The sequence below is a fragment of the Mycolicibacterium tokaiense genome, from assembly GCF_010725885.1.
Lineage (GTDB): Bacteria > Actinomycetota > Actinomycetes > Mycobacteriales > Mycobacteriaceae > Mycobacterium > Mycobacterium tokaiense.
In genome coordinates this window covers 4,338,332-4,363,415 of the sequence record NZ_AP022600.1, presented here as the reverse complement: position 1 = coordinate 4,363,415, position 25,084 = coordinate 4,338,332, and the positions used below count along the sequence as shown (strand labels likewise).

At 68.2% G+C, this 25,084-nt stretch carries 27 protein-coding genes; 7 read left to right on the top strand and 20 right to left on the bottom strand.

Annotated features, from left to right (window positions below):
* Positions 1-292: 292 nt before the first annotated feature.
* On the top strand, positions 293-3,790 hold the full coding sequence (gene car / locus G6N58_RS21360) for a carboxylic acid reductase (protein ID WP_115277383.1): 3,498 nt from the start codon (positions 293-295) through the stop codon (positions 3,788-3,790).
* On the opposite strand, the gene G6N58_RS21355 is transcribed toward car, so the two are convergent.
* From G6N58_RS21355 to G6N58_RS21330, 6 genes are all read right to left on the bottom strand, one after another.
* Positions 3,787-4,164 (bottom strand): DUF1304 domain-containing protein, encoded by a 378-nt coding sequence (locus G6N58_RS21355; protein WP_068916584.1) that lies wholly within the window; start codon positions 4,162-4,164, stop codon positions 3,787-3,789. The genes car and G6N58_RS21355 overlap by 4 nt on opposite strands.
* A gap of 24 nt (positions 4,165-4,188) precedes the next feature.
* Positions 4,189-5,247 carry a Holliday junction branch migration DNA helicase RuvB gene (gene ruvB, locus G6N58_RS21350; RefSeq protein WP_115277384.1) on the bottom strand — a complete coding sequence of 353 codons (1,059 nt, stop codon included), beginning with the start codon at positions 5,245-5,247 and terminating at the stop codon, positions 4,189-4,191.
* Entirely contained in the window at positions 5,244-5,837 is a 594-nt protein-coding gene (ruvA, locus tag G6N58_RS21345) for a Holliday junction branch migration protein RuvA (protein WP_115277385.1), read from the bottom strand. The genes ruvB and ruvA overlap by 4 nt, the downstream gene beginning before the upstream one ends.
* Positions 5,834-6,388: a crossover junction endodeoxyribonuclease RuvC gene (ruvC, locus tag G6N58_RS21340; RefSeq protein WP_068919786.1), complete on the bottom strand. Its 555-nt coding sequence runs from the start codon at positions 6,386-6,388 to the stop codon at positions 5,834-5,836. The genes ruvA and ruvC overlap by 4 nt, the downstream gene beginning before the upstream one ends.
* An 88-nt stretch (positions 6,389-6,476) precedes the next feature.
* A complete protein-coding gene (locus tag G6N58_RS21335; protein WP_174904640.1) occupies positions 6,477-6,845 on the bottom strand; it encodes a hypothetical protein in 369 nt (122 codons plus the stop codon).
* Positions 6,846-6,860: 15 nt separating this feature from the next.
* Complete coding sequence (locus G6N58_RS21330; protein ID WP_115281363.1) at positions 6,861-7,463, bottom strand: TetR/AcrR family transcriptional regulator; 603 nt, start codon at positions 7,461-7,463, stop codon at positions 6,861-6,863.
* 65 nt (positions 7,464-7,528) lie between these two features.
* On the opposite strand from G6N58_RS21330, the gene G6N58_RS21325 reads away from it, so the two are divergent.
* A complete protein-coding gene (locus tag G6N58_RS21325) occupies positions 7,529-8,371 on the top strand; it encodes an alpha/beta fold hydrolase (RefSeq protein ID WP_115277386.1) in 843 nt (280 codons plus the stop codon).
* On the opposite strand, the gene G6N58_RS21320 is transcribed toward G6N58_RS21325, so the two are convergent.
* Positions 8,353-9,108, bottom strand: a complete 756-nt coding sequence (locus tag G6N58_RS21320; protein WP_068916578.1) for a YebC/PmpR family DNA-binding transcriptional regulator — start codon at positions 9,106-9,108, stop codon at positions 8,353-8,355. The two genes, G6N58_RS21325 and G6N58_RS21320, sit on opposite strands and share 19 nt — an antisense overlap.
* A gap of 129 nt (positions 9,109-9,237) precedes the next feature.
* Here G6N58_RS21320 and G6N58_RS21315 point away from each other — a divergent pair, with 129 nt between their 5' ends.
* Positions 9,238-10,968, top strand: coding sequence for a CocE/NonD family hydrolase (locus tag G6N58_RS21315; RefSeq protein ID WP_163908312.1), 1,731 nt, complete (start codon positions 9,238-9,240; stop codon positions 10,966-10,968).
* Between the two features lie 11 nt (positions 10,969-10,979).
* Here G6N58_RS21315 and pdxT read toward each other — a convergent pair whose 3' ends face one another.
* The 12 genes from pdxT to G6N58_RS21255 all read right to left on the bottom strand — a co-directional run bounded on the left by pdxT (position 10,980) and on the right by G6N58_RS21255 (position 21,787).
* On the bottom strand, positions 10,980-11,576 hold the full coding sequence (gene pdxT / locus G6N58_RS21310; RefSeq protein WP_115277387.1) for a pyridoxal 5'-phosphate synthase glutaminase subunit PdxT: 597 nt from the start codon (positions 11,574-11,576) through the stop codon (positions 10,980-10,982).
* A complete protein-coding gene (tesB, locus tag G6N58_RS21305) occupies positions 11,573-12,412 on the bottom strand; it encodes an acyl-CoA thioesterase II (RefSeq protein ID WP_068916575.1) in 840 nt (279 codons plus the stop codon). Before tesB ends, pdxT begins: the two co-directional genes overlap by 4 nt.
* 3 nt (positions 12,413-12,415) lie before the next feature.
* Entirely contained in the window at positions 12,416-13,348 is a 933-nt protein-coding gene (gene pdxS, locus G6N58_RS21300) for a pyridoxal 5'-phosphate synthase lyase subunit PdxS (protein WP_068916574.1), read from the bottom strand.
* Between the two features lie 68 nt (positions 13,349-13,416).
* Positions 13,417-14,424: an NUDIX hydrolase gene (locus tag G6N58_RS21295; RefSeq protein WP_115277388.1), complete on the bottom strand. Its 1,008-nt coding sequence runs from the start codon at positions 14,422-14,424 to the stop codon at positions 13,417-13,419.
* Positions 14,424-15,614, bottom strand: coding sequence for a glycosyltransferase family 4 protein (locus G6N58_RS21290; protein ID WP_115277389.1), 1,191 nt, complete (start codon positions 15,612-15,614; stop codon positions 14,424-14,426). The genes G6N58_RS21295 and G6N58_RS21290 overlap by 1 nt, the downstream gene beginning before the upstream one ends.
* Position 15,615: 1 nt before the next feature.
* Positions 15,616-16,527 (bottom strand): phosphatidylinositol mannoside acyltransferase, encoded by a 912-nt coding sequence (locus G6N58_RS21285; protein ID WP_115277390.1) that lies wholly within the window; start codon positions 16,525-16,527, stop codon positions 15,616-15,618.
* On the bottom strand, positions 16,527-17,189 hold the full coding sequence (gene pgsA, locus G6N58_RS21280) for a phosphatidylinositol phosphate synthase (RefSeq protein WP_115277391.1): 663 nt from the start codon (positions 17,187-17,189) through the stop codon (positions 16,527-16,529). The genes G6N58_RS21285 and pgsA overlap by 1 nt, the downstream gene beginning before the upstream one ends.
* The gene (locus G6N58_RS21275; RefSeq protein ID WP_068916569.1) at positions 17,182-17,739 is read right to left on the bottom strand and encodes an ATP adenylyltransferase; all 558 of its coding nucleotides are present in this window, start codon (positions 17,737-17,739) and stop codon (positions 17,182-17,184) included. The genes pgsA and G6N58_RS21275 overlap by 8 nt, the downstream gene beginning before the upstream one ends.
* Positions 17,736-19,802, bottom strand: a complete 2,067-nt coding sequence (gene thrS, locus G6N58_RS21270; RefSeq protein WP_068916568.1) for a threonine--tRNA ligase — start codon at positions 19,800-19,802, stop codon at positions 17,736-17,738. The genes G6N58_RS21275 and thrS overlap by 4 nt, the downstream gene beginning before the upstream one ends.
* 73 nt (positions 19,803-19,875) lie before the next feature.
* Positions 19,876-20,301 carry a TIGR02611 family protein gene (locus G6N58_RS21265; protein ID WP_115277392.1) on the bottom strand — a complete coding sequence of 142 codons (426 nt, stop codon included), beginning with the start codon at positions 20,299-20,301 and terminating at the stop codon, positions 19,876-19,878.
* On the bottom strand, positions 20,302-20,907 hold the full coding sequence (locus G6N58_RS21260) for a PaaI family thioesterase (protein WP_068919785.1): 606 nt from the start codon (positions 20,905-20,907) through the stop codon (positions 20,302-20,304).
* Between the two features lie 31 nt (positions 20,908-20,938).
* Positions 20,939-21,787, bottom strand: a complete 849-nt coding sequence (locus tag G6N58_RS21255) for an aldo/keto reductase (protein ID WP_115277393.1) — start codon at positions 21,785-21,787, stop codon at positions 20,939-20,941.
* 38 nt (positions 21,788-21,825) lie between these two features.
* Here G6N58_RS21255 and G6N58_RS21250 point away from each other — a divergent pair, with 38 nt between their 5' ends.
* Complete coding sequence (locus G6N58_RS21250) at positions 21,826-22,329, top strand: DUF1990 domain-containing protein (protein WP_115281364.1); 504 nt, start codon at positions 21,826-21,828, stop codon at positions 22,327-22,329.
* On the opposite strand, the gene G6N58_RS21245 is transcribed toward G6N58_RS21250, so the two are convergent.
* A complete protein-coding gene (locus G6N58_RS21245; protein ID WP_115281365.1) occupies positions 22,315-23,211 on the bottom strand; it encodes a cyclopropane mycolic acid synthase family methyltransferase in 897 nt (298 codons plus the stop codon). The two genes, G6N58_RS21250 and G6N58_RS21245, sit on opposite strands and share 15 nt — an antisense overlap.
* 335 nt (positions 23,212-23,546) lie before the next feature.
* On the opposite strand from G6N58_RS21245, the gene G6N58_RS31195 reads away from it, so the two are divergent.
* The 3 genes from G6N58_RS31195 to G6N58_RS21235 all read left to right on the top strand — a co-directional run bounded on the left by G6N58_RS31195 (position 23,547) and on the right by G6N58_RS21235 (position 24,972).
* Entirely contained in the window at positions 23,547-23,954 is a 408-nt protein-coding gene (locus G6N58_RS31195) for a PAS domain-containing protein (RefSeq protein WP_308213282.1), read from the top strand.
* 58 nt (positions 23,955-24,012) lie between these two features.
* Complete coding sequence (locus G6N58_RS31190; RefSeq protein WP_308213281.1) at positions 24,013-24,192, top strand: hypothetical protein; 180 nt, start codon at positions 24,013-24,015, stop codon at positions 24,190-24,192.
* A 366-nt stretch (positions 24,193-24,558) separates the two neighbouring features.
* Positions 24,559-24,972: an STAS domain-containing protein gene (locus G6N58_RS21235; RefSeq protein WP_115277394.1), complete on the top strand. Its 414-nt coding sequence runs from the start codon at positions 24,559-24,561 to the stop codon at positions 24,970-24,972.
* Positions 24,973-25,084 lie beyond the last annotated feature (112 nt).

The following is a 25,084-nucleotide window of genomic DNA, read 5'->3' as shown; positions in this document are numbered from 1 at the left end:
GCACTAACGACGCCGCAGGACACATCTCTCTGAGGGTTTTCACATGTGCCGACCAGCGGGCGTCCAGCATGGTTCAGCAAACTGAGGCGAGATGGTCACGCCGGGGATGTGTGACACGGATCACCTGCATGCAGCTACTTTCGTGTGACCCTGACCACACCGTTCCAACTTCACAGCGAACTGTCAGCCCGATCGGGATTAAAGTTAGTTTTACTAACGTAGTTTCATCATGTGGCGCGTATTGCTCCGCACCGATCTGATCACCAATCCGCTATTACCGAGGGAGTCCGCGATGACCGCTGATGACACCACCGAAACCCGCGACACCCGCCTGGTCCACCGCATCGCCCACCTGTACGCCACCGACCCCCAGTTCGCCGATGCTCGTCCCAGCGAGGCCATCAGCAAGGCCGTCGATGACCCGAGCGTGGATCTCGCACACATCGTCGACACCGTGCTGACCGGCTACAGCGACCGGCCCGCGCTGGCCTCACGAGCCGTCGACGTCGGCCCCGACCCCGAGACCGGGCGCACCACAGCCACTCTGCTCCCCCGGTTCGACACCATCACCTACGCCGAACTCGCCGACGGTGTGCATGCGCTCACGAACGCCTGGCACCAGGATGGCGTCAGCCCCGGCGATCGCGTCGCCATCCTGGGCTTCACCAGCGTGGACTACACGCGGGTCGACATGGCCCTGATCGGCCTGGGCGCGGTGTCGGTGCCGCTACAGACCAGCGCTCCACTGACCCAGCTGCGGCCCATCGTCGAGGAGACCGAACCCGTGGTCATTGCCTCCAGCGTCGACTTCCTTTCCGACGCTGTCGAACTGGCGCTGACCGCGCACCGCCCCCGGCGGCTGGTGGTGTTCGACTACCTGCCCGCCGTCGACGACCAGCGCGAGGCGTTCGACGCCGCGCGCGAACAGCTCTCGGGTACCGATGTCACCCTCGAGGCCCTGACCGATGTCCTGGACCGCGGCCGCGGCCTGCCCGGTGCGCCGCGTCCGGTCCGCGACGAGGCCGACCCGCTTGCACTGCTGATCTACACCTCCGGCAGCACGGGCGCCCCCAAGGGCGCGATGTATCCGGAGAGCAAGGTCGCCAGCATGTGGCGGGCCTCCACGCGCGCCGCCTGGCACTCCGACCAGGAAGTGCTGCCCGCGATCGCGCTCAGCTTCATGCCGATGAGCCATGTGATGGGTCGCGGCAGCCTCTACGGCGCGCTCGCGACCGGTGGCACCGTGTATTTCGCTGCGCGCAGCGATCTTTCGACCTTCCTCGACGACCTGGCACTGACCCGCCCCACCCAGCTCACCTTCGTCCCCCGCATCTGGGAGATGCTGTACAACGAGTATCAGAGCCGGCTCGACCGGGCGTCGGGCGAGCGCTCCGACGCGCTCACCGAACTGCGTGAGACCGTGCTCGGCGGACGGTTCGTGACCGCGATGAGCGGTTCCGCGCCGATCTCCCCCGAGCTGCACGGCTGGGTGGAGGAACTGCTGGACATGCACCTGGTGGAGGGCTACGGCTCCACCGAGGCCGGTGCGGTGTTCGTCGACGGCCAGGTCCGCCGCCCGCCGGTGATCGACTACAAGCTGGTGGACGTGCCCGAGCTGGGCTACTTCCACACCGACCGTCCGCATCCCCGCGGCGAACTGCTGGTCAAGAGCGAGCAGCTGTTCCCCGGCTACTACAAGCGGCCCGACGTCACCGCCGCGATGTTCGACGAGGACGGCTTCTACCGCACCGGCGACATCGTGGCCGAGTTGGGCCCGGACCATCTGGAATACCTCGACCGTCGTAACAACGTCCTGAAACTGGCCCAGGGTGAGTTCGTCACCGTGTCCAAGCTGGAGGCGGTGTTCGACAGCGCACCGCTGGTGCGCCAGATCTACCTCTACGGCAACAGCGCACGGTCTTACCTGCTGGCCGTCGTGGTGCCCACCGAAGAGGCGCTGGCCCAGGGCGACGTCAAGGCTGCCGTCGCGGAATCACTGCAACGCACCGCTCGTACCGCCGGTCTGCAGTCCTATGAGATCCCGCGGGACTTCCTGATCGAGACCACGCCGTTCACGCTCGAGAACGGTCTGCTCACCGGAATCCGCAAGCTCGCCCGGCCGAACCTCAAGACGCACTACGGCCCTCGCCTCGAGGAGCTCTACGCCGAACTGGCCGACGGTCAGGCCTCCGAGCTGCGCGAGCTGCGCCAGCGCGGCGCCCAGGCACCGGTGCTCGAGACCGTCAGCCGCGCCGCCGGTGCGCTGCTCGGTGCGGGCGCAGCCGACCTGCAGCCCGACGCCCACTTCACCGATCTGGGTGGAGATTCGTTGTCGGCGTTGACCTTTGCCAACCTGCTGCAGGAGATCTTCGACATCGACGTACCGGTGGGCGTGATCGTCAGCCCAGCAACGGATCTGGCGGCCATCGCGGCCTTCATCGAGACCGAGCGCAGCGGCGGCAGCAAGCGGCCCACCTATGCCGGGGTGCACGGACAGGCAGCGACGCAGGTGCACGCCCGCGATCTGACGCTGGACAAGTTCATCGACGCCGCCACCCTGGCCGCGGCACCCGAGCTCCCGGCACCCGGTGGACAGGTGCGCACCGTATTGCTCACCGGCGCCACCGGATTCCTGGGCCGCTACCTGGCCCTGGAATGGCTGGAACGACTGAGCCTGGTGGGCGGAACGCTGATCTGTCTGGTGCGCGCCAAGTCCGACGGGGAGGCCCGCGCCCGTCTGGACGCCACCTTCGACAGCGGTGATCCCGAGCTGCTGCGCCATTACCGCGATTTGGCCGCCGATCACCTGGAAGTGCTCGCCGGCGACAAGGGCGAGGCGGACCTCGGTCTGGACGGTGCCACCTGGCAGCGCCTGGCCGACACCGTGGACCTGATCGTGGACCCGGCCGCCCTGGTCAACCATGTGCTGCCCTACAGCCAGCTGTTCGCGCCGAACGCACTGGGCACCGCCGAGCTGATCCGGATCGCGCTGACCACGAAGATCAAGCCCTTCGTCTACGTCTCCACCATCGGTGTGGGTGCGGGCATCGAGCCCGGACTGTTTGTCGAGGACGCCGACATCCGGGAGATCAGCCCCACCCGGTCGGTCGACGACAGCTACGCCAACGGATACGGCAACAGCAAGTGGGCCGGCGAGGTCCTGCTGCGGGAAGCACACGATCTGTGCGGGTTGCCCGTCTCGGTGTTCCGCTGCGACATGATCCTGGCCGACGTGACCTATGCCGGTCAGCTGAACCTGCCCGACATGTTCACCCGGATGATGTTGAGCCTGATGGCTTCCGGCATCGCACCGGAGTCGTTCTACCAACCCGCCGATGACGGCGGCCGGGCCCGGGCGCACTACGACGGGTTGCCGGTGGAGTTCATCGCCGAAGCCATCTCCACCCTCGGTGTCGCCGTGACCGACGGGTTCGAGACCTACCACGTGATGAACCCCTACGACGACGGCATCAGCATGGACACCTTCGTCGACTGGCTCATCGAGGCCGGTTACCCGCTGCACCGGGTGTCGGACTACAACACGTGGCTGGCCCGGTTCGAGACCGCGCTGCGTGGCCTGCCGGACAAGCAGCGGCAGGCGTCACTGCTGCCGTTGCTGCACAACTACGCCACGCCGGAGTACCCCATGCACGGGTCCATGGCACCGGTCGACCGGTTCCGGGCGGCGGTGCAGGACGCCAAGATCGGCCATGACAAGGACATCCCGCACCTGTCGGCGCCCGTCATCGTCAAGTACGTGACGGACCTGCAGTTGCTCGGGCTGCTCTAAGACACGGCCAGTAACACCACGGCGATCGCCGGCAAGGTGCCCTGCATGACCGCAGCGCGCACCTTGTCGGGCGCCGAGGCCACCAGCACCACGGCCGCGGCCAGCATGGACCCCGCACCCGCGTACACCAGCGCTGCCCCGACGGCGCTGTGTCCCAAGGCGATTGCCACGATGCCCACCGCGGTGACCACCGCCAGGAACAGGTTGTAGAAGCCCTGGTTCAATGCCATCAGCCGCGTGGTCTCGGCTTCCTCGGCGGTGGTACCGAAAGCGGCCCGGGTGCGCGGGGTGGTCCAGGTGAACGCTTCCATCACCCAGATGTAGACATGCAGGAGCGCGGCCAGCGCCGCGAAGATCAAAGCTGCGGTAGTCATGATCGCTCGACCCTAAACCAGCGGTCAGTCGAACAGCACGGCCTGCCCGGAACCGGCGGCACCGGCGGGGGGCTTCATCCCCAGGTGCGTCCAGGCCAGGGCGGTGGCCACCCGGCCCCGCGGGGTTCGGGCGAGCATGCCCGCGCGCACCAGGAACGGTTCGCAGACCTCCTCGACGGTGGTCGACTCCTCCCCGACCGCAACGGCCAAGGTGGACACCCCGACGGGGCCGCCGCCGAAGCTCTTGGTCAGTGCCGTCAGCACGGCGCGGTCCAGGCGGTCGAGCCCCAGTTCGTCGACGTCGTAGACCGCCAGCGCGGCCTTGGCCACGTCACGGGTTAGCACACCGTCGGCCCGCACCTCGGCGAAGTCGCGGACCCGGCGCAACAGCCGGTTGGCGATGCGGGGGGTGCCGCGGGAGCGGCGGGCCACCTCGGTGCCGGCATCGGCGCCGAGCTCGATGCCCAAGATGCGCGCAGAGCGCGCCAGCACCCGTTCGAGTTCAGCGGGTTCGTAGAAGTCCATATGGGCGGTGAACCCGAACCGGTCGCGCAGCGGACCGGTCAGTGCGCCGGAGCGGGTGGTGGCCCCCACCAGGGTGAACGGCGCCACCTCCAGCGGAATCGACGTCGCGCCGGGGCCTTTGCCGACCACCACGTCGACCCGGAAGTCCTCCATGGCGAGGTAGAGCATCTCCTCGGCGGGCCGGGCGATGCGGTGGATCTCGTCGATGAACAGCACGTCGCCTTCGACGAGGTTGCTGAGCATGGCGGCCAGGTCCCCGGCCCGCTCCAGGGCGGGACCGGAGGTGAGGCGCAGTGAGGAACCCAGTTCGGCCGCGATGATCATCGCCAGCGAGGTCTTGCCCAGCCCCGGCGGGCCGGAGAGCAGGATGTGATCCGGTGTGCCCCCGCGGTTCTTGGCGCCTTCGATCACCAGCTGCAGCTGCTCGCGGACCCGGGGTTGGCCGATGAACTCCTCCAGCGACTTGGGCCGCAGGCTGGCATCGATGTCGCCCTCGCCGACGGTCAGCGCACCCGACACCTCCCGTTCGACGTCCGGGTCGTCCTCGAAGCGGCTCATGTCTTCTTGCCCAACAGGTTCAACGCCGACCGCAACACCGCCGACGTGCTGGCATCAGGTTCTGCCGCCAGCACCTTTTCGGTGGCTTCTTCGGACTGCTTCTGCGGAAAGCCCAGGCCGACAAGCGCTTCCACCACGGGCGTGCGCACCGCGTGCCCACTTGCCGCCGTCGGACCCGCAGATCCGGCCACCGCACCGATCTTGTCGCGCAGTTCCAGCACCAGCCGCTCGGCGCTGCGCTTGCCGATGCCCGGCACCCGGGTCAGGGCGGTGACATCGCCGTCGGCCAGCGCCTGCCGCAACGCCTGGGCGTCATAAACGGCCAGGGTGGCCAGCGCGATCTTGGGCCCCACACCGGAAACCCCGAGCAGGGTGGTGAACAGGTCGCGCGCGTCAGCGTCGGCGAACCCGTAGAGCGTCATGGAGTCCTCGCGGACGATCATCGCCACGATCAGCCGCGTCTCGGCACCGCGGCGCAGCCCGGCCAACGTCGACGGCGTGCACATCACCTTGTAGCCGACCCCGGCACAGTCGACGACGGCGTGGTCCAGGGCGATGTCGACCACCTCACCCCGCACCGAGGCGATCACCGGGCCGCCTTCAGCTTGGCCTGGTAACGCTTCTTCTGCTCGGCCGCCATGGCCTCGGCCTGGGCCATCCGAGCGATCATCGGCGCGCGCCAGCAGTGACAGATCGCCAGCGCCAGAGCGTCGGCGGCGTCCGCCGGGGTCGGCTTCTGCTGTAGAGCCAGAATTCGGGTGACCATCTCGGTGACCTGGGCCTTGTCCGCCCGGCCGTTCCCGGTGACGGCGGCCTTGACCTCACTGGGAGTGTGGAAGTGCACGTCGATGTCCCGCTTGGCAGCAGCCAGGGCCACCACCCCGCCGGCCTGGGCGGTGCCCATCACCGTGGAGACGTTCTGCTGGGAGAACACCCGCTCGACGGCCACCACGTCAGGCTTGTGGGTGTCCATCCAGTATTCGACCGTGTCGCTGATGGTGAGCAGCCGGCGGTGCAGCGGCGCATCGGAGGGCGTGCGCACCACGTCGACGTCCAGGGCAGTGACCTGACGCCCGGTTCCGCCCTCGATCATCGAGAGACCGCAGCGGGTCAGCCCCGGGTCGACGCCCATGACGCGCAACAACGATTACCCCTTCCGGTACGAACAGCTGTTCGAGAGCGTAGCGGGTAGAGGGGACAACTGACTGTAGGGACACACCTGCGCTGCGTCAGCGGGCCTCGGTGCCGGCGCTCTCATTGAGTTCGGTCGCCGTCGGCGCCGGCATCTGGTCGTCCTTGAGCTCGCGCAGTCCGGCGGTGATCTCGGCGATCCGCCGCCCGGAAGCCCGCCAGCCCCTGACCTTTTCCGAGCTCACCTCGTCGCCGTCGCGTTCGGTCACCACCTGCCACGGGATGCCGCAGAACTTCGCCAGCAACCATAGCGGCCACATGGCCAGCACCGGCAGTGCCAGCACGAAGACGATGGCGCCGAAGGTGCCGTTGCCGGAGATGTCGATGGTGTCCAGCAGCGACCACAGCGACCACCAGCGGCGACGCACGCGCCACTTCACGCCGTCGGCGTCACGGAATTCAGGCACCGGATCAGGATAGGGTCAACCGCCCGTCGACGCCGGGGCAAACGCCGACATCGCCACCCCGCGGTACCGCGGCGCCAACGCGTGGCCGGCCAGGATCAGCGGTTCGGTGCTGCGCATCGTGCGCGCCAGGATGAACGCACCCTCCAGCGCCGCCACCAGGGCGACGGTGACCTCGCGGGCGGTGTCCGAATCCAGACCCCGCGCAACAAAATACGCACTTCCGCCGTCCAGCCAGCCGGTGAACACCGCCGCAGCGGCCTCGCGCAGTTCCTCCTCGGTGTCGGCAGTCTCGGCGGCGACGCCGGCCACCGGGCACATGTTGGCGAAGCCGGTGCCGGCCATGTCGGCCGCGGCTTGGGCGAAGGCATCCTCGATGGCCGCGCCGAGATCGGTGTGCGGACCCATCAGAGTGGGGATCAACAGCCCGTAGGCCCGCCCGGCATTGATCAGCGCCTCCCGCGCGATCTGCAGCTTCCCGCCCGGGAAGTGGTGATACAGGGAGCCGACGGGCGCACCGCTGGCGGTCACGATGTCCTTCATGCCGACAGCGCCGTAGCCCTTGCGACGCATCAGTTCGGCCGCGGCGGTCAGGATCGCCTCGCGGGTGGACCTTGCCATGGACTCCTCCTGGGTACACACTAGAGCATACGTTCTAGAATAGTCGTTCTAGCCAAGGAGTCCCGATGGACACGGTGGATGCCGCCGCGGGTCCGGTGCAGTTCCGCGAGGCGGGCGATCCGGCCGGGCCGCCGGTGGTGCTCCTGCACGGGCTGCTGATGAACGACGCCCAGTGGGACCTCGCACTGCCTCTGCTACCCAACGGCTTTCGCTACCTGCTGCCGACATTGCCGCTGGGTGGACACCGCGTGCCCATGCGCCCGGACGCAGATCTGACCATGCCGGCCATGGTGGCCGTCGTCGCCGACTTCCTCGACGCGCTGGAGTTGCGGGACGTGACGCTGGTGGTCAGCGACTGGGGCGGCGCGCTGTTCCTGACCGACATCGGCCGCGACAAGCGGGTCGGCAAGCTGGTGATCTGCCCGTCAGAAGCGTTCGAGAACTTCCCGCCCGGGCTGCCCGGAAAGCTGGCCTGGCTGGCCAGCCGGACACCGGGCACGGTGCGGTTGGCCATGACGCAGATGCGCATCGGCTGGCTGCGCCGGCGGTGGTTCATGCTCGGGCTGATGTCGAGAAAGCCTGTGCCGCAACCTGTTGCCGACGCCTGGTTGACAGCGGGGATCGCCGACGTGCGGATCCGCCGCGATCTGGTGAAGTACTGCCGCACCCGCTTCGACAAGGCCGACCTGGTGCGCGCCACCGAGTCGCTGGCCGCTTTCGCCGGCGACGTACTGGTGTTGTGGACACGCAACCCGGTGATGCCCGAGCGTCACGCCCACCGGCTGGCGCAGCTCACCGGGGCCCGGCTGGAGTGGATCGACGACGCAGGCGTGCTGGTGATGCTGGATCAGCCGCAGCAGACCGCCGCGGCGATCACGAGCTTCCTCGATCAGTCTTCGTCGAGCTGAGCCGCCACGTCGTCCGGGATGTCGACGTTGGTCCAGACGTCCTGCACGTCGTCGCTGTCCTCGAGCGCGTCGACCAGCTTGAACACCTTGCGGGCGCCCTCGAGATCCACCGGCACGGAGACCGACGGCTGGAAGCTGGCCTCGGCGGAGTCGTAGTCGATACCCGCGTCCTGCAACGCCGTGCGCACCGCCACCAGATCGGTGGGCTCGGAGATGATCTCGAACATCTCGCCCTGATCGTTGATCTCCTCGGCGCCGGCCTCCAGAACCGCGGCCAGCACGTCGTCCTCGGTCAGCCCGTTCTTCTCCAGCGTCACCACGCCCTTGCGGGAGAACAGGTAGGACACCGAACCCGGATCGGCCATGTTGCCGCCGTTGCGGGTCATCGCGACCCTGACCTCGCCCGCGGCGCGGTTCTTGTTGTCGGTCAGGCACTCGACCAGGATGGCAACGCCGTTGGGGCCGTACCCCTCGTAGGTGATGGTCTGCCAGTCGGCGCCGCCGGCCTCTTCACCGGCGCCGCGCTTGCGCGCGCGCTCGATGTTGTCGTTGGGCACCGAACTCTTCTTCGCCTTCTGGATGGCGTCGTACAGGGTGGGGTTGCCGCCGGGGTCACCGCCGCCGGTTCGGGCTGCCACCTCGATGTTCTTGATCAGCTTGGCGAAGTTCTTGCCGCGGCGGGCATCGATGATCGCCTTCTTGTGCTTCGTGGTCGCCCACTTGGAATGGCCGCTCATCGGCGAACTACCTCTCTGCATGACTGCGAAGTTCGACCAGCCAGTCTACTTGGTCGCAACCATTCACCTGGCAGCGCAGCCCAGAGTTTCATCTTGCGTTGAGACTAGTTTCAACCTACCGTGAATTTCATGTCGCACGGACAGCGCCGGCTCAACGGCCCCCAGACCTCGGGGCGGGACTACCGCAACCTCAGCCGGCCCCGGTTCGGAATCAGCCACACCATCAACCAACCGGTGCCGATGCGGGACGGGGTCGACCTGCTGGCCGATGTGCACCACCCGGATGCGGCGGGCAGGTACCCCGCGCTGATCGCCGCCTCGCCCTACCCCCGGCAGATGCAGGATCTCGGCGCGCCCGCGGGTTTCATCGAGGCCGGCGCGACGGACTTCTGGGTGTCCCGCGGCTACGTGCACGTGATCGCCAACCTGCGCGGAACGGGCGGATCGGGCGGCGAGTTCGGGTTCTTCGACTCCCAGGAACGCCGCGACATGTACGACCTGGTGGAGTGGGCCGCCGCGCAGCCGTGGTGCGACGGCAACGTCGGCATGATCGGCATCAGCTACTTCGCCATGACCCAATTGGAGGCCGCCGTGCAGCGGCCCCCGCATCTGAAGGCGATCTTCCCGGTCGCGGTGACGGCCGACCTGTACGAGGCCGCCTCCCATCACGGGTTGGCCAGTTCGGCGTTCATCACCCCGTTCCTCTCGATGATGGGGTTGACGTCCGACCGCAGCGACGCGTTCTGGCGCCGCAATCCGGCGATCACCGCCGCCCGCACGATCCTCAACATTCCCCGGATCCACCAGAAGTTCGCCACCATGAACGGCGAAGCCGCTGTCACCATGATGCGCGGGCTGCTCAAGCTTCCCCACAGCCCGCACCCGTGGGACGACCTGTGGCTCGACGCCATGGTCCGGCATCCGCTGCGCGACCCGTGGTGGGAGGACCGCAATCTGCTGCCACTCCTGGCGAACGTGGACATCCCGGTGTACCTGGGTTGCGACTGGGAGAACGTGCCCCTGCATCTGCCGTCGACGTTCACGGCCTGGAAGGCATTGGCGCACAACCCGAATGTACGGATGGCGATGCTCGGGAAGTTCGGCTTGACCTGGCCGTGGGAGAGCCTGCACCACGAGGCGCTGGCCTGGTATGACCATTGGCTCAAGGGAATCGACACCGGCATCATGGACGGGCCGCCCGTGCGGTACATGCTGCCCGGCGCCGAAGGCTGGCGTGAATCCGGGACCTGGCCGCCTCCGGCGGATCACCGCGCGTTCGCGTTGCGGGCGGACGGCTCGCTGGCCGTCGACAAGGGTGAGCCCGGTACGCGGGAGTACCTCACGCTGGGTGCCGGACTCAACCGCGCCAAGGCCGGTCCCACCGACCCGCCGTCGACGCTGACATGGACCTCGGCCCCGCTGGCGGACAACCTGAATGTGGTGGGACCCATCGAGCTGGCGTTGGTGGCCTCGGCGACCGCCCTGGACACCGCCTGGATGGTGACACTGGCCGACGTCGACCCGGACGGGTCGGTGACCGAGGTGACGGCCGGATGGCTGCGGGCGAGCCTGCGCACGGTCGACGAGCAGGCCAGCGCGCCCGGAGCACCGGCGCTGCCGTGCACCCAGGCCGTCGCCGTGCCCGTCGGCGAGCCCGTGCGCTACCGAATCCCGTTGGTGGCCAACGCCCGTCGCTTCCAGCCGGGGCACCGCATCCGGATCACCCTGGCCAGTGACGACCAGGACCCGGCCGTGCCGGCCATCATGAATTTCCGGCACGCCAGCGTCGGCACCAGCAGCATCAACACCGTGTTCTCGTCCTCGCGCCTTCTCCTGCCAGTGATTTCGGCGCGCTCGTAACCGCTCAGCGGTTACCGGCGCGCCGAAATCCCCTCGACGAACAGTTTGTGCACGCGGCGATCGCCGGTCATCTCCGGGTGGAAGGACGTGGCCAACGACTTGCCCTGGCGCACGGCGACGATGTGTTCCCCGGCGCGGGCGAGCACCTCGACGTCGTCGCCCACCCGCTCGACCCACGGCGCGCGGATGAACACCGCGTGCACCGGAGAGTCGACGCCGGTGAACTCCACCTGCTCTTCGAACGAATCCACCTGACGGCCGAAGGCGTTGCGGCGCACGGTCATGTCGATACCCGCCAGCGGCAGCGCCTCACGGCCGGCCACCCCCGCGTCGAGGATCTCCGAGGCCAGCAGGATCATCCCGGCACACGAACCGTAGGCCGGCATACCCTCGGCCAACCGCGACCGCAGCGGCTCCAGCAGCTCGAACGAGCGCAGCAGATGGGTCATCGCGGTGGATTCGCCGCCCGGGATCACCAGCCCGTCGGCGCTGTCCAACTCCGAGCGGCGGCGCACCGTGTACGCCTCCGCGCCCGCCTCACGCAGCGCAGCCAGGTGCTCACGGGTGTCACCCTGCAGGGCGAGCACCCCGATCCGCGGCGCGTTCACTCTCGGTAGCCGCGCTGGTATCGGGTCAGACCCTCCTGCATCACCGCGGCCACCATCTCGCCGTAGCGGTTGAAGATCTTGCCCTGGGTCAGTGACCGGCCCCCGCAGGCCGACGGCGACGACTGGTCATACAGCAACCACTCATCGGCCCGGAACGGCCGCATGAACCACATGGCGTGATCCAGCGAGGCCACCATCAGGTGCTCACGCTCCTCGGGGTGGGTCACCTGCGCCGAGCCCAGCAAGGTCAGATCGCTCATGTAGGCCAGCGCGCAGATGTGCAGCACGGGATCATCAGGCAGCGGATCGCGATGCCGGAACCAGACCTGCTGCTGAGAAGCCTTGCCCGGCACCAGGTTCAGCGAGTCCCGCGGAATGATCCGGACATCCCATTCGTCGAACTGGCGGAAGCTGGCGTCGTCGAACACCTTGCTGGCCGACTTGAAGTCGGGGATGTCGTCCGGCGGCAGGGTGACCGGGGGCGCGTCCTGGTGCTCGATTCCGCTCTGGTCGGTCTGGAACGACGCCGACATGGTGAAGATGGTCTCACCGTGCTGGATGGCGCTGACCCGCCGCGTGCAGAAGGACCCGCCATCGCGAATGCGCTCCACCGCGTACACCGACGGCGACCGCGCGTCCCCGGCCCGCAGGAAGTACCCGTGCAGCGAATGCACCTGGAACTTCGGGTCCACGGTACGCACCGCCGAAACCAGCGACTGGCCGGCGACGTGGCCGCCGAAAGTGCGCTGCAGGAAACCGGATTCGGGGCTGAAGACACCACCGCGGTAGATGTTGACCTCGATCTGCTCGAGGTCGAGGATCTCCTCGATCGCCAAGGTTTACCAGCCGCGTTCGGCCAAACGGTGCGGCACCGGGATGTCGTCGACGTTGATGCCGACCATCGCCTCCCCCAGCCCGCGCGACACCTTGGCCAACACATCCGGATCGTCGTAGAACGTGGTGGCCTTCACGATCGCCGCCGCACGCTCGGCCGGATTGCCGGACTTGAAGATGCCCGACCCCACGAACACACCCTCGGCGCCGAGCTGCATCATCATCGCCGCATCCGCCGGGGTGGCGATCCCGCCGGCGGTGAACAACGTCACCGGCAGCTTGCCGGCGCGGGCCACCTCGACCACCAGGTCATAGGGCGCCTGCAATTCCTTGGCCGCCACGTACAGCTCATCGGTCGACAGCGACGTCAGCCGGCGGATCTCCCCGCCGATCTTGCGCATGTGGGTGGTGGCATTGGAGACATCGCCCGTGCCGGCCTCACCCTTGGACCGGATCATCGCCGCACCCTCGGTGATCCGCCGCAGCGCCTCCCCCAGATTGGTGGCACCACAGACGAAGGGCACGGTGAACGCCCACTTGTCGATGTGGTTGGCGTAGTCGGCCGGGGTCAACACCTCGGACTCGTCGACGTAATCCACACCCAGGCTCTGCAGGATCTGCGCCTCGACGAAGTGGCCGATGCGGGCCTTGGCCATCACCGGGATGGTGACCGCGGAGATGATGCCCTCGATCATGTCCGGATCGCTCATCCGCGACACCCCACCCTGGGCGCGGATGTCAGCGGGGACGCGCTCCAGCGCCATCACCGCGACAGCTCCGGCACCCTCGGCGATGCGGGCCTGTTCGGGGGTGACGACATCCATGATGACGCCACCCTTGAGCATTTCTGCCATGCCGCGCTTGACCCGGGCAGTCCCGGTCTGGCCGCCGCCGGCTGAGCCATTGGTGTGTGCGGCCCCATTAGCTTCAGCGGACACTGCTATCTCTCCTTGTTCGGGTAAACGCCCAGTCTAGTGCTGCCGCGGAGCGGGTTTTACCGCAGCGGTCAGTGAATGGCCAGTACCGCCGAACTGGACTGCACTCCGGCGGCGTCGGCCACCTGGTTCGCGGTGGCCAGCAGCTCGGCGAGCTGTACCGGATACACGGTCTGACCAGCGGCGACCAGCGCCGCGATGTCGGCGGCATCACACCAGCGGTGGCCGTGGATGTAGCGGTTCTCCAACTCGGTGCGACCGTGGGCGGACGGCTCGAAGCAGCCGGTGCGGTGCACGAAGAAGAACTCCTGGCTGCGCATCACCGAGCCGTTGAAGTCGATCACCGCGTCGCGGCGCCACAGCGGGCCGATCAGCGCACCGGCGTCGACCTCCAGGCCGGTCTCCTCGGCCAGCTCGCGGGCCGCGGCGTCGGGCAGCCGCTCACCCTGCATTGCTTCGCCCCCGACGGTGAACCACCAGATGCGCGCCGACCCGTCGGTGATCGCGGGGTCGGACCCGCAGAACAGCAGCACCCGGCCGTCCTCGTCGAGCAGCACCACCCGCGCCGACGTGCGCGGCGCCCCCGGGGTGTCGGCCATGGTGCGCTCGGTGATCTCGAAGTACGTCGGCAATGGCGCACGCCCACCCAGATGCAGCCAGCGCACCAGCGGCCGCTCCCGCAACGCCAGGGTGTCGCGGACCGCGTCGTTGTGGAAGCGCCGCGCCAGCAGCACCCGGGCCTCGGCGTCGGCCAGCTCGGCCACCAGGGCGGCGGGCAGCGCGGCGATGTCGACCCGGGACAGCGCCGCGGACAGTTCGTTCTCGGCGGTCTCCCGTTCGGCCCGGTCGGCCCGCTCAGCGAGGTCGGCCAACGCGCTCAGATGCCGGCCCGCTGCCACGTCGGCGGCCACCGCGCGCGCCACCACCGCCCGCCGGGCCAAGGCCCCGTCGAGTGCCTGCCAGGACAGGTCGTAGCGGACGTGCAGCCGGTCCAACCGGTTGGCGGTCTGATACGCCCACAGGGCTGCCAGCACCAGCACCACCAGCAGCAGCACGCCGAGGGCGATCAGCAGTTGCATCAAAGATCTCCCCGAGTCGTCCCCCTGGCCTCCGGCCGGGCGGTACCCCCATCGCTCCTGCCCGCCGTACCCGCCACTTGCACCTTGATGCCGGCTCCGGCCACCGTCTCGTAGACCCGCATGATCTGCTCGGCCACCACCGACCAGTCATAGCGTCGTACCGCGGTCGAGGCGGTGTCCACATAGCGCTGCCGCGCCGCGTCGTCGGACAGCATGTCGATCAGCGCATCACCCAGCGCCGCCGAATCCCCCACCGGCACCAGCCTTCCCGACGCCCCGTCGTCAAGCACCCGGCGGAAGGCATCGAGGTCGCTGGCCACCACCGCGGTGTGGGCAGCCATGGCCTCCACGAGCACGATCCCGAAACTCTCGCCGCCGGTGTGCGGGGCGCAGTACACGTCGGCGCTGCGCAGCGCCGAGGCCTTCTCGGCGTCGCTGGTCTGGCCCAGGAAGCGCAGATGCCGTGCGCAGGCCCCGGCCTCGCGGCGCAGCTCGTCCTCGTCACCGCGGCCGACGATCAGGATCTCGATGTCAGGGAACCGTGCCGCCAGCGTGGGCAACGCGCCCAGCAGCACCGCCATGCCCTTGCGGGGTTCGTCGTAGCGGCCCAGGAACAGCACCGACTTGCCGGGGCGCGGATACCCGTCCAGCGGAATGGCAGTGGCGAAGGAATCGACGTCCACGCCGTTGGGAATCTCCACCGCATCGGAGCCCAACGCCTCCATCTGCCACCGGCGCGCCAGGTCCGACACCGCGATCCGGCCGACGATCTTTTCGTGGTACGGCCGAAGCACGCCCTGGAATGCGCTGAGCCACAACGACTTGGTGGTCGACGTGTGAAAGGTCGCGACGATCGGGCCTTCGGCGGCCTGCAATGCCAGCATCGACAGGCTGGGGGCGTTGGGTTCGTGCAGATGCAGGACGTCGAAGTCACCCTGGGCGAGCCACTTCTTGACCGTGCGGTGGGCGGCCGGCCCGAACCGCAACCGGGCCACCGACCCGTTGTACGGGATGGGGGTCGCCTTGCCTCCGGAGACCACGTAGTCCGGCAGCTCGACGTCCGCCGACGAGGGGGCCAGCACACTGACCACATGCCCGAGTGCGCGCATCACCTCCGCGAGTTGGAGCACGTGCGCCTGCACCCCGCCGGGCACGTCGAACGAGTACGGACACACCATCCCGATGCGCATCTCACGATTCCAATCGTGCTCGCCGCGCCTCGGACAGATCCGCCAGCCACTGTGGCTGCAGCATGTGCCAGTCCTGCGGGTGCTCGGCGATGTTGGCCGCGAAGCGGTCCGCAAGAGCTTGGGTGACGACGCCGACGTCCCCGGAGCTGGTGTCGAGGGCATCGTGGATCTCGACCACGCAGTCGTCACCGTCGTAGTACACGTGGGCCGGGAACAGCGGCGCCCCGGTGGCGATGGCCAGTTTGGCCGAGCCGGCGGGCATCCGGGTGAGCTCGCCGAAGAACTTCACCTCGACGCCGCTGCGGGTCAGGTCACGCTCGGCCATCAGACACACGAAGATGTTCTGGTGCAACCGTTCCGAGAGCAGCTCGAACGGCGGCCGCTGCCCGCCGGAGAGCGGGAACACCTCGAAGCCCAGACTCTCGCGGTATGCGACGAACCGGTTGAACAGGGTCTCGGGTTTCAGCCGCTCGGCCACCGTGGCGAAGGTGCCGAACTTCTGCGCCAGCCACACCCCGGCCATGTCCCAGTTACCGCTGTGCGGCAGGGCCAGCACCCCGCCCCGGCCGGCTGCGTGCGCGGCCTCCAGCTTGTCGGCGCCGATGAACCGCCGGTCCACCTGCGCGGCCACTTCGGGCAGGTCCATCGACGGCAGCCGGAACGCCTCGCGCCAGTACCGTGCGTACGACGACAGCGACGCCCGCATCAGGGACGCGGGCACCCGCTCGGGCGCCACCCCGAGCACTCTGGCCAGGTTCTTGCGCAGCTGCTCGGGTCCGCCGCCGCGCGCGGCGTACCGGGCCCCGGCGTCGAAAGTGCCGCGGGCCACGGGCTCGGGCAGGGCGCGCACCACCCGCCAGCCCGCCGCGTACCCCCAGTCGGAAAGCTGTTCGCTACCAGGCAGACCCACCATCACGACTCCCCTGCTTCGGGCGGCTGGGGCGCCGCCGGTGGCAGCGGGTCCATCGCCCCCGGTGAGCAGCGCACCCGATGGATGCGCTGCGCGACGGTGACCAGGCTGGCCACCGCCAGCATCCACATGGCCACGTGCAGAAGGATCGGCAACCCGAACAGGCCGGAGAGCCCCGCGCCGTTGAGCACGATGATCAACCGTTCCGGCCGCTCGATCAACCCGCCGCCGCCGTCGAGTCCGCTGGCCTCGGCCCTGGCCTTGATGTACGAGATCACCTGCGAGGTGACCAGACAGATCAGGGTGGCCACCACCAGCGAGGTGCTGCCCATTCCGAACGCGGCCCACCACACCAGCCCGCAGAACACCGCCCCGTCGGCAATCCGGTCGCAGGCGGCGTCGAGCACCGCACCGAAGCGGGACCCGTAGCCCCGCTCCCGGGCCATCGCTCCGTCGAGCATGTCCGCCAACACGAAGACGAACACGGCGAACGCGCCCCACCACAGCTGCCCGATCGGGAAGAGCGTGAGCGCGGCGATGACACTGCCGGCGGTGCCGATGATGGTGATGCTGTCGGGGGTGAACCCGGCCCGCAGCGCCACCTTCGCCACCGGCTTGGACAGCTTGGCGTAGGCCGCGCGGGAGGTCAGGTAGAAGTCAGCCATCGGCGTCCCAGGCCCCGGCGAGCAACGCCCGGGTGTCGCGCAGCAGCTGGGGGATCACCTTGGTGTCGCCGATGATGGTGATGAAGTTGGCGTCGCCACCCCACCGCGGCACCACATGCATGTGCAGGTGCTCGGCCAGCGATCCCCCCGCCGACGATCCGAGGTTGAGCCCCACGTTGAAGCCGTGCGGCCGTGACACACGCTTCATCACCCGGATGGCCTTCTGCGCGAACGCCATCAGCTCGGCGCTCTCCTGCGGTGTCAGCTCCTCCAATTCGGAGACCCTGCGGTAGGGCACCACCATGAGGTGTCCGGGGTTGTACGGGTAGAGGTTGAGCACCGCGTAGACCAGGTCGCCGCGGGCCACGATCAGCCCGTCCTCGTCGCTCATCTGCGGGATGTCGGTGAACGGCTGCTCCGAGCCCGCCGAACCCGGCCCCTTTTTCATGGGAGCTTCGGCGATGTAGCTCATCCGGTGCGGCGTCCACAGCCGCTGCAGGTGGTCGGGCTCCCCGGTGCCGACGTCGACGAGCCTGCGCTCCTCGCTCACGTGCCGGCGCCTGCTTCCAGGAGCGCGCCCAGGTTTTCCGCCGTGGGTGCGTCGTTGCGCCGCTCTCCGATCCAGCGCAGGATCGCGGCAACGGCTTGGTCTTTGGGGACACCGTTGACCTGGGTGCGGTCCGGGAACCGGAAGGACACCGCGCCGGCTTCGATGTCTTTGTCCCCCGCCAGCAGCAGGAACGGCACCTTCTGGTTGGTCTGGTTGACGATCTTCTTCGCCATCCGGTCGTCGCTGGCGTCCACATCCACCCGCACCCCGCGCGACTTCAGTTCAGCAGCAACATCTTTCAGATAGTCGACATGGGCGTCGGCGACCGGGATGCCCACCACCTGCACCGGCGCCAGCCACGCCGGGAACGCCCCGGCGTAGTGCTCGAGCAGCACGGCGAAGAACCGTTCGATGGACCCGAAGAGGGCGCGGTGGATCATCACCGGGCGCTGCCTGCTGCCGTCGGCGGCGGTGTACTCGAGCTCGAAGCGCTCCGGGAAGTTGAAGTCCAGCTGGATGGTCGACATCTGCCAGCTGCGGCCCAGCGCATCGCGGACCTGCACGGAGATCTTGGGGCCGTAGAACGCCGCGCCGCCCGGGTCGGGCACCAGTTCCAGCCCGGAGGCCTGCGCCACCTCGGCCAGCACCCGGGTGCTCTCCTCCCAGATCTCGTCGGAGCCGACGAACTTCTCCTCGTCCTTGGTGGACAGCTCGAGGAAGAAGTCGTCGAGCCCGTAATCCTTGAGCAGGTCGAGCACGAACTGCAGCAGCGAGGCCAGTTCGTCACGCATCTGTTCACGGGTGACGTAGATGTGCGCATCGTCCTGGGTGAAGCCGCGGGCGCGGGTCAGTCCGTGCACCACGCCGGACTTCTCGTAGCGGTACACGGTGCCGAATTCGAAGAGCCGCAGCGGCAGTTCGCGGTAAGACCGGCCGCGGGCCCGGAAGATCAGGCAGTGCATGGGGCAGTTCATCGGCTTCAGGTAGTAGTCCTGGCCGGGTTTGCGCACGGTGCCGTCGGGGTTGAGTTCGGCATCGATCTGCATCGGGGGGAACATGCCGTCGGCGTACCAGTCCAGGTGGCCCGAGGTGTGGAACAGCTGCCCCTTGGTCAAGTGCGGGGTGTTGACGAATTCGTAGTCCGCGGCGATGTGCTGTTTGCGCGAGTACTCCTCCATCTCGTTGCGCACGATGCCGCCCTTGGGGTGGAAAACCACCAGCCCCGAACCGATCTCGTCGGGGAAGCTGAACAGATCCAGCTCGGTGCCGAGCTTGCGGTGATCCCGCTTGAGGGCCTCCTCGATGAGCTCGAGGTGGCGGTCCAGCGCTTCCTGGGACTCCCATGCGGTGCCGTAGATGCGCTGCAGGCTGGCATTGCGCTGATCACCGCGCCAGTAGGCCGCCGAGCTGCGGGTGAGTTTGAACGCCGGGATGAAGCGGGTGGTGGGGATGTGCGGGCCGCGGCACAGGTCACCCCAGACCCGTTCCTTGGTCCGGGGATTGAGGTTGTCGTACGCGGTCAGCTCGTCCCCACCCACCTCCATCACGTCGGGATCGCCGGACTTGTCGTCGACGAGCTCGAGCTTGAAGGGCTCGTTGGCCAGTTCCTCGCGGGCCTCGTCTTTGGACGCGTACACCCGCCGCGCGAACAGCTGACCGTCCTTGATGATCTTCTGCATGCGCTTCTCCAACGCCGCCAGATCCTCCGGGGTGAACGGCTGCGCGACGTCGAAGTCGTAGTAGAAGCCGTCGGTGATCGGCGGCCCGATGCCCAGCTTGGCCTCCGGGAACAGCTCCTGGACGGCCTGGGCCAGCACGTGCGCGCAGGAATGGCGGATGACGCTGCGGCCGGCCTCGGTGTTGGCGGCCACGGGGGTCACGTCGGCGTCGGTGTCGGGCACCCAGGACAGGTCACGCAGCGTGCCGTCGGCGTCGGCCACCACCACGATGGCGTCGGGCTCACCCCGGGACGGTAGTTCCGCGGCACGCACGGCCGCGGCGGCGGTGGTCCCGGCCGGAACCCGGATCACGGCGGCGGGTGCGGGCTGTGCGGGGGCGCTCATCGGCTGTTCTCCAAAGTGGCGGCGGTGTTCGGGTCGCGATCATGCTATCGGGGGACGAAGATGGGCCGGACCCTCAGGACCCCATGCCCAGCGGGCTCTTCAGCCAGGGCCAGTCGAGACCCACCCATCCCCCGACCAGGCTGAGCGCGCCGAACAGCCAGAGCGTCGCCACCACCACGGCACAGGTGAAGATGACGCCCAGCGCCTTGACCCACAGGCCCTGGCGGCCGAACCAGTCCATCACGGCGTCATAGCGACGCCGCGCCCACTTCAGTGCGCGCTGGGCGAACTCGAATTCGGTGGCCAGGATGCCCAGGCCGAGGAACACGATGGCCCAGCCCGGCCCCGGGTACGGGATGGCGACGATGCCGACGGCCAGGACCAGGGTCCCGACCACGCCGACGACGATCCGGTAGGTCAGGTCGACGGTGCGGCGGTGGCGGAACCCGTCACGCCACCGGGCCCACTTACGCGGAAACTCCTTGAGTGCCTCTTTCACCTAGGGCTGCCCGGGTTTGAGACGGACGAACAGGGCGTGCGCCTCGGTCAGCACATCATCGCCGTCGCGCAGGGTGGCCGCCACGTGGATCTTGCGGCCGGCATCCTCGGTGAGCTGCGCGTCGACCTGCAGGGTGGTCTCGACGGGCACGATCCTGCGGTAGTCGACATGCAGGAACGCGGTGCGCTGGTGCAGGCCGCCGGTGAGGACTGCCGCGGTGTAGCCGAGTATCGAGTCGAAGGCCAGCCCCAGCGCGCCGCCGTGGGCCGCCCCGTTGCGCCCCAGGTGGTACCGGGAGAACCGCAGCCACCCGTGCACGGCGCCGTCCTCGCCCTTGGCCAGTTCCATGGGCACCGAGAGAATGTTGCCGCGGTTGGGCAGATCCAGCCGGCGCCCCGATGGTGAGGACCATTCGTCGGCGTCGTAGGGAGCCAGCAGCGCGGACGCCTTCTCCAGTAGGTCCGCCGCTTCGGCGATCACGTGATCGGGCGCGTCGGCCGCGCGGGCATGGTCTTGCATCGTGCGCACCGCCGCGACGAACCGGCCGTAGTCCGGTCCCCCCTTGGTGGTCGGCTTCGGCGGGTTGAACCCGCCCCCGGCGTGCATGTTGGCCACGGACACAACTTATCCGTCGGTCTCAGTTCTCTGCGGCACCGGCAGCGGAGAGGGTCTCGAACTCGGCGTCGGTCAAGGTGATGTCCGCCGCCGCCACGTTTTCTTCGAGGTGGGCGACCCGGGAGGTGCCGGGGATCGGCAGCATGGCCGGCGAGCGCTTGAGCAGCCACGCCAACGCCAGCTGGGACGCCGTGGCGCCGTGCTCGGCAGCGATGGTCTGCAACGGCCCGTCCTGCGCCGCGAGCGGGCCCGCGGCCAGCGGGAACCACGGGATGAAGCCGATGCCCTCGTCGGTGGCCACGTCCAGCAGCGGCTCGGACTGCCGCACCGTCAGGTTGTACATGTTCTGCACGGAGACGATCGTGGCCTCCTGCTGTGCGGCACGCAGAGTGTCGATGTCGACCTCGGAGAGCCCGATGTGGCGGATCTTGCCTTCGCGCTGCAGGGCGGCCAACTCCCCCACCTGCTCAGCGATCGCGTAGTCGGGATCGACGCGGTGCAACTGGAACAGGTCGATGGTCTCGACCTCCAGGCGGCGCAGGCTCATCTCCACCTCCTGCCGCAGATAGGCCGGTTTGGCCAGCGGCACCCACACGTCCGGTCCGGTGCGCAGCAGGCCGGCCTTGGTGGCGATCACCAGATCGTCGGGGTACGGGTGCAGGGCCTCGTGGATCAGCTCTTCGGAGATGTACGGACCGTAGGAGTCTGCGGTGTCGATGAAGGTGACGCCCAACTCCACCGCCCGGCGCAGCACCCGGATGCATTCGTCGCGGTCGGCGGGCGGACCCCAGACGCCCTTGCCGGTCAGGCGCATGGCGCCGAAGCCCAGTCGATTCACGGTGAGGTCCCCGCCGAGGGTGAAGGTTGTCACGCCGCAAACGTACGCCCGACAATGCGATGGTGAGTGCTGTGAAGCTGACCGATCTCACCGACGCGCCCCTGACCTACACCGAGGTGGGCGCCACCGTCCACGCCGACCGCATGCCGGCCGGCTTCCACCACGTCGCCGCAGCCCGTCGCGTCGGCAGCGGACGTGAGCGTTTCGAGGCAGTCGCCGACGCCGTGCTGCGGTACGGCATGCTGCGCGGGGCCGGGGTTCGGGTGGCGGCCAGCACGGACTCCGCCGAGGTGGGCACTGTGGTGCTGGGCCGGCTCGGACCGTTTGCCGCGCCGTGCCGGGTGGTCTACGTGCTCGACGAGCCGAACCGGCGCGGTTTCGCCTACGGGACCCTGCCCGGGCATCCGGTGGCCGGTGAGGAACGGTTCTCGGTGCGCTTCGACCCTGCCAGCGAATCGGTGTATGCGGAGGTGGCGGCATTCTCGCGCCCGCGAACCTGGTGGGCGCGCCTGGGCAGCCCCGCATTGACCGCAGTGCAGAAGCTGGTGACGCAGCGTTATCTACACGCCTTGTAGTCCCGCGCCTTTCACGAGGGTGAACTGGCAGACGTCGGTGTTGCCGTTGCGGAACAGGTCCGCGCAGCCGGTCAAATACCGCATGTAGCGGTCGTAGACCTCCTGGGACTGGATCTGCACCGCCCGGTCGCGGTGCGCTTGCAGCTCGCGGGCCCAGATGTCGAGGGTCTTGGCGTAGTGCGGCCGCAGTGAATGTACCCTGTCGCAACGGAAACCGGCTGCGGCCGAATAGTTTTCGACGTCCACCACCGACGGCAGGCGACCGCCGGGAAAGATTTCGTCCATGATGAACTTGATGAACTTCAGCAGGGTCATGGTGACCGTGATGTTCTTCATCTCTTCTTCGGAGCACACACAGATGGTGTGCAGCATCATCACCCCGTCGTCGGGCAGGGCGTCGTAGGCGAACCGGAAGAAGTCGTCGTAGCGGTCGCGGCCGAAGTGCTCGAAAGCCCCGATCGACACGATCCGGTCCACCGGCTCGTCGAACTGTTCCCAGCCCCCGAGGATCACCCGCCGCGACCGGGAGCTGTCCACTTCAGCGAAGCGACGCTCCACGGTGGCTGCCTGGTTGCGGCTCAGGGTCAGCCCCACCACGTTGACGTCGTATTTCTCCACCGCCCGCAGCATGGTGGCACCCCATCCGCAGCCGACATCGAGCAGCGTCATACCCGGGCGCAGGTTGAGTTTGGACAGCGAGAGGTCGATCTTGGCCAGCTGCGCTTCCTGCAGCGACATGTCGTCACGGGCGAAGTACGCGCAGCTGTAGGTACGGGTGGGATCGAGAAAGAGTTCGAAGAAGTCGTCGGACAGATCGTAATGCGCCTGGACGTCCTCGAAGTGGGGTTCCAGGTCGCGCTCGTCTGCAGTCGGTTTCGCCACGATGTCCTGCTCTGTGTCCAGGCCCCGCAAGGCTCAGCTGTGGCGCGTTGGGGCACCAGACGTCGGCGTTGACGTCCCGACGGGATTACCCGTTGGGAATCGGATAAATCAACGCGTGCGTCAGAGTTCGGGACTGCGCAGCGAAACGCACATGCCTACGTATTGCGCTGCGGCCGATCCTGGATGGAGCGTGTGTCCCACGCCACGTCGTGTGTCGAGCCAAGACGCCGACGTGCACGGATCGTCAGAGGGTTGGCGCGCACACGGGGTACCGCCAAGGCCTTTGTCCGTTGTGGGCCATCCCCGGGGGCGAACTCAGCAGCCGAGGGGGCGGCGTGGTTAAAGCTGCGGAGCAACCGTCGACCGCTGCGGACACCCCGGTGACGCCGCGCGTGGGAGCGTTCCGCTACCTCACCGCGGATCAGCGCTGGGAATGGTCGGAGGCGGTGGCGGCCATGCACGGTTACCTGCCTGGGCAGGTGCAGCCCACCACCGAGCTGGTGCTCGCACATCTGCATCCCGAGGACGCCCCGACCGTGGCCGAACTCGTGGCGCGGATGGCAGGCGCCAGTGGCCCGTTCAGCAGCAGGCACCGCATCATCGCCGCGCCGCAGGCTGCGAACACCTGGTGCTGGTGGTCGGAGACCGCCTCGCCGGCAGCGACGGCGCGGAGATCGGCGCCTGCGGCTTCTACGTGGACATCACCGACGCCGACGACGGCGGCAGCCTCCGGGAGGCGGTGACGGATTTCGCCGCGCACCGAACGGCCATCAGATTTCTGCCGCACATGCTTTCGACATCTTGTCCTGGCGGTCGCAGGAGACCAACACCAAACTGCGGGACCTGGCCGAGCGGGTGGTGCTCGACTTCAGTTCGCTGCTGGGGGTCGACTCCGGCCGGCGGGAGAAAGCCGACCACGTGCTGTTGACCATCCACGAGCGGATCGCCCGCTCGGGCGAGACGCGGCCGGAGGCAACGTGACGGCGTGTCCCGGGGGCTCTGCGTGCACCCCCACCCCATCAGCCACATCGACACGAAACCACGAGCCAGCGCTGCGCCCTCGGGCGCGCACAGCCGCTTCCACGGGCGTGCACGGCGATATACCGGCCAATCCCGTTGCCAGCCAACCACTGACGTCGAAACTGCCCTGAGCACAGCAACATCGAGGGAACCCCCGGCCACTCGTGGACCAGCAAGCGAGCCGCGGTGGACACCGACCGGGCTGAATCTCGATGGACTACAAGCGGCACTGCAGGGTGCGGCAGGCGCTGACGGCCGGTAGAGTCGTCAGTATCCGGGACGCAGTCGTGACCGTTGACATGTGTTGGCGCACAACGGATTGAATACATGAATGAGGACGTGGTGAGTAATACATCAGGAAGCGCCCGAGCGCGGACGCTGACCATGAAACGCGCAGCACATCCGGGTCAGCCAGCCACCGTCCACCAGTTGCGTTGCACCACGGAATGGGTGACGCCGACTCACGCCGTGATGACCGTTCTGGGTGACATCGACGCCGCCAATGCCGATGCCTTCCTCGACGGCGTGTTGATGAAGGTGCTGCTGTGCCACAGCCTGGAGCTGGACCTTTCAGATGTTGAATTCTTCTCCAGTGCCGGCTATTCCGCATTGTGCATCCTCGCCGAGCGCTGCGTCGCCGCGGAGGTCGCGCTGTCGGTGACACCCAGTCGTTGCGTGCGACGGGTGATGGACTCTGCAGTGCGACAACCACTGTCACCGCTACTCGATCGCACTGACTGACAACCGGGTGCGTCCGCCCCGGTCCACAAGCAGCAGGGTCTGCCCCAAACCCCGGCAATGAGCTCATCGACGAGCCGTCGGTCTGAATACGGGCCAGGCCGAGCAGGTTTCC

Excerpts from the sequence above, each read along its gene's own strand:
- car (WP_115277383.1), top strand. The coding sequence starts at position 293 with ATGACCGCTGATGACACCACCGAAACCCGCGACACCCGCCTGGTCCAC.
- G6N58_RS21355 (WP_068916584.1), bottom strand. The coding sequence starts at position 4,164 with ATGACTACCGCAGCTTTGATCTTCGCGGCGCTGGCCGCGCTCCTGCAT.
- ruvB (WP_115277384.1), bottom strand. The coding sequence starts at position 5,247 with ATGAGCCGCTTCGAGGACGACCCGGACGTCGAACGGGAGGTGTCGGGT.
- G6N58_RS21330 (WP_115281363.1), bottom strand. The coding sequence starts at position 7,463 with ATGGCAAGGTCCACCCGCGAGGCGATCCTGACCGCCGCGGCCGAACTG.
- G6N58_RS21325 (WP_115277386.1), top strand. The coding sequence starts at position 7,529 with ATGGACACGGTGGATGCCGCCGCGGGTCCGGTGCAGTTCCGCGAGGCG.
- G6N58_RS21320 (WP_068916578.1), bottom strand. The coding sequence starts at position 9,108 with ATGAGCGGCCATTCCAAGTGGGCGACCACGAAGCACAAGAAGGCGATC.
- G6N58_RS21315 (WP_163908312.1), top strand. The coding sequence starts at position 9,238 with ATGTCGCACGGACAGCGCCGGCTCAACGGCCCCCAGACCTCGGGGCGG.
- G6N58_RS21295 (WP_115277388.1), bottom strand. The coding sequence starts at position 14,424 with ATGCAACTGCTGATCGCCCTCGGCGTGCTGCTGCTGGTGGTGCTGGTG.
- G6N58_RS21290 (WP_115277389.1), bottom strand. The coding sequence starts at position 15,614 with ATGCGCATCGGGATGGTGTGTCCGTACTCGTTCGACGTGCCCGGCGGG.
- G6N58_RS21285 (WP_115277390.1), bottom strand. The coding sequence starts at position 16,527 with ATGGTGGGTCTGCCTGGTAGCGAACAGCTTTCCGACTGGGGGTACGCG.
- pgsA (WP_115277391.1), bottom strand. The coding sequence starts at position 17,189 with ATGGCTGACTTCTACCTGACCTCCCGCGCGGCCTACGCCAAGCTGTCC.
- thrS (WP_068916568.1), bottom strand. The coding sequence starts at position 19,802 with ATGAGCGCCCCCGCACAGCCCGCACCCGCCGCCGTGATCCGGGTTCCG.
- G6N58_RS21260 (WP_068919785.1), bottom strand. The coding sequence starts at position 20,907 with ATGCACGCCGGGGGCGGGTTCAACCCGCCGAAGCCGACCACCAAGGGG.
- G6N58_RS21235 (WP_115277394.1), top strand. The coding sequence starts at position 24,559 with ATGAATGAGGACGTGGTGAGTAATACATCAGGAAGCGCCCGAGCGCGG.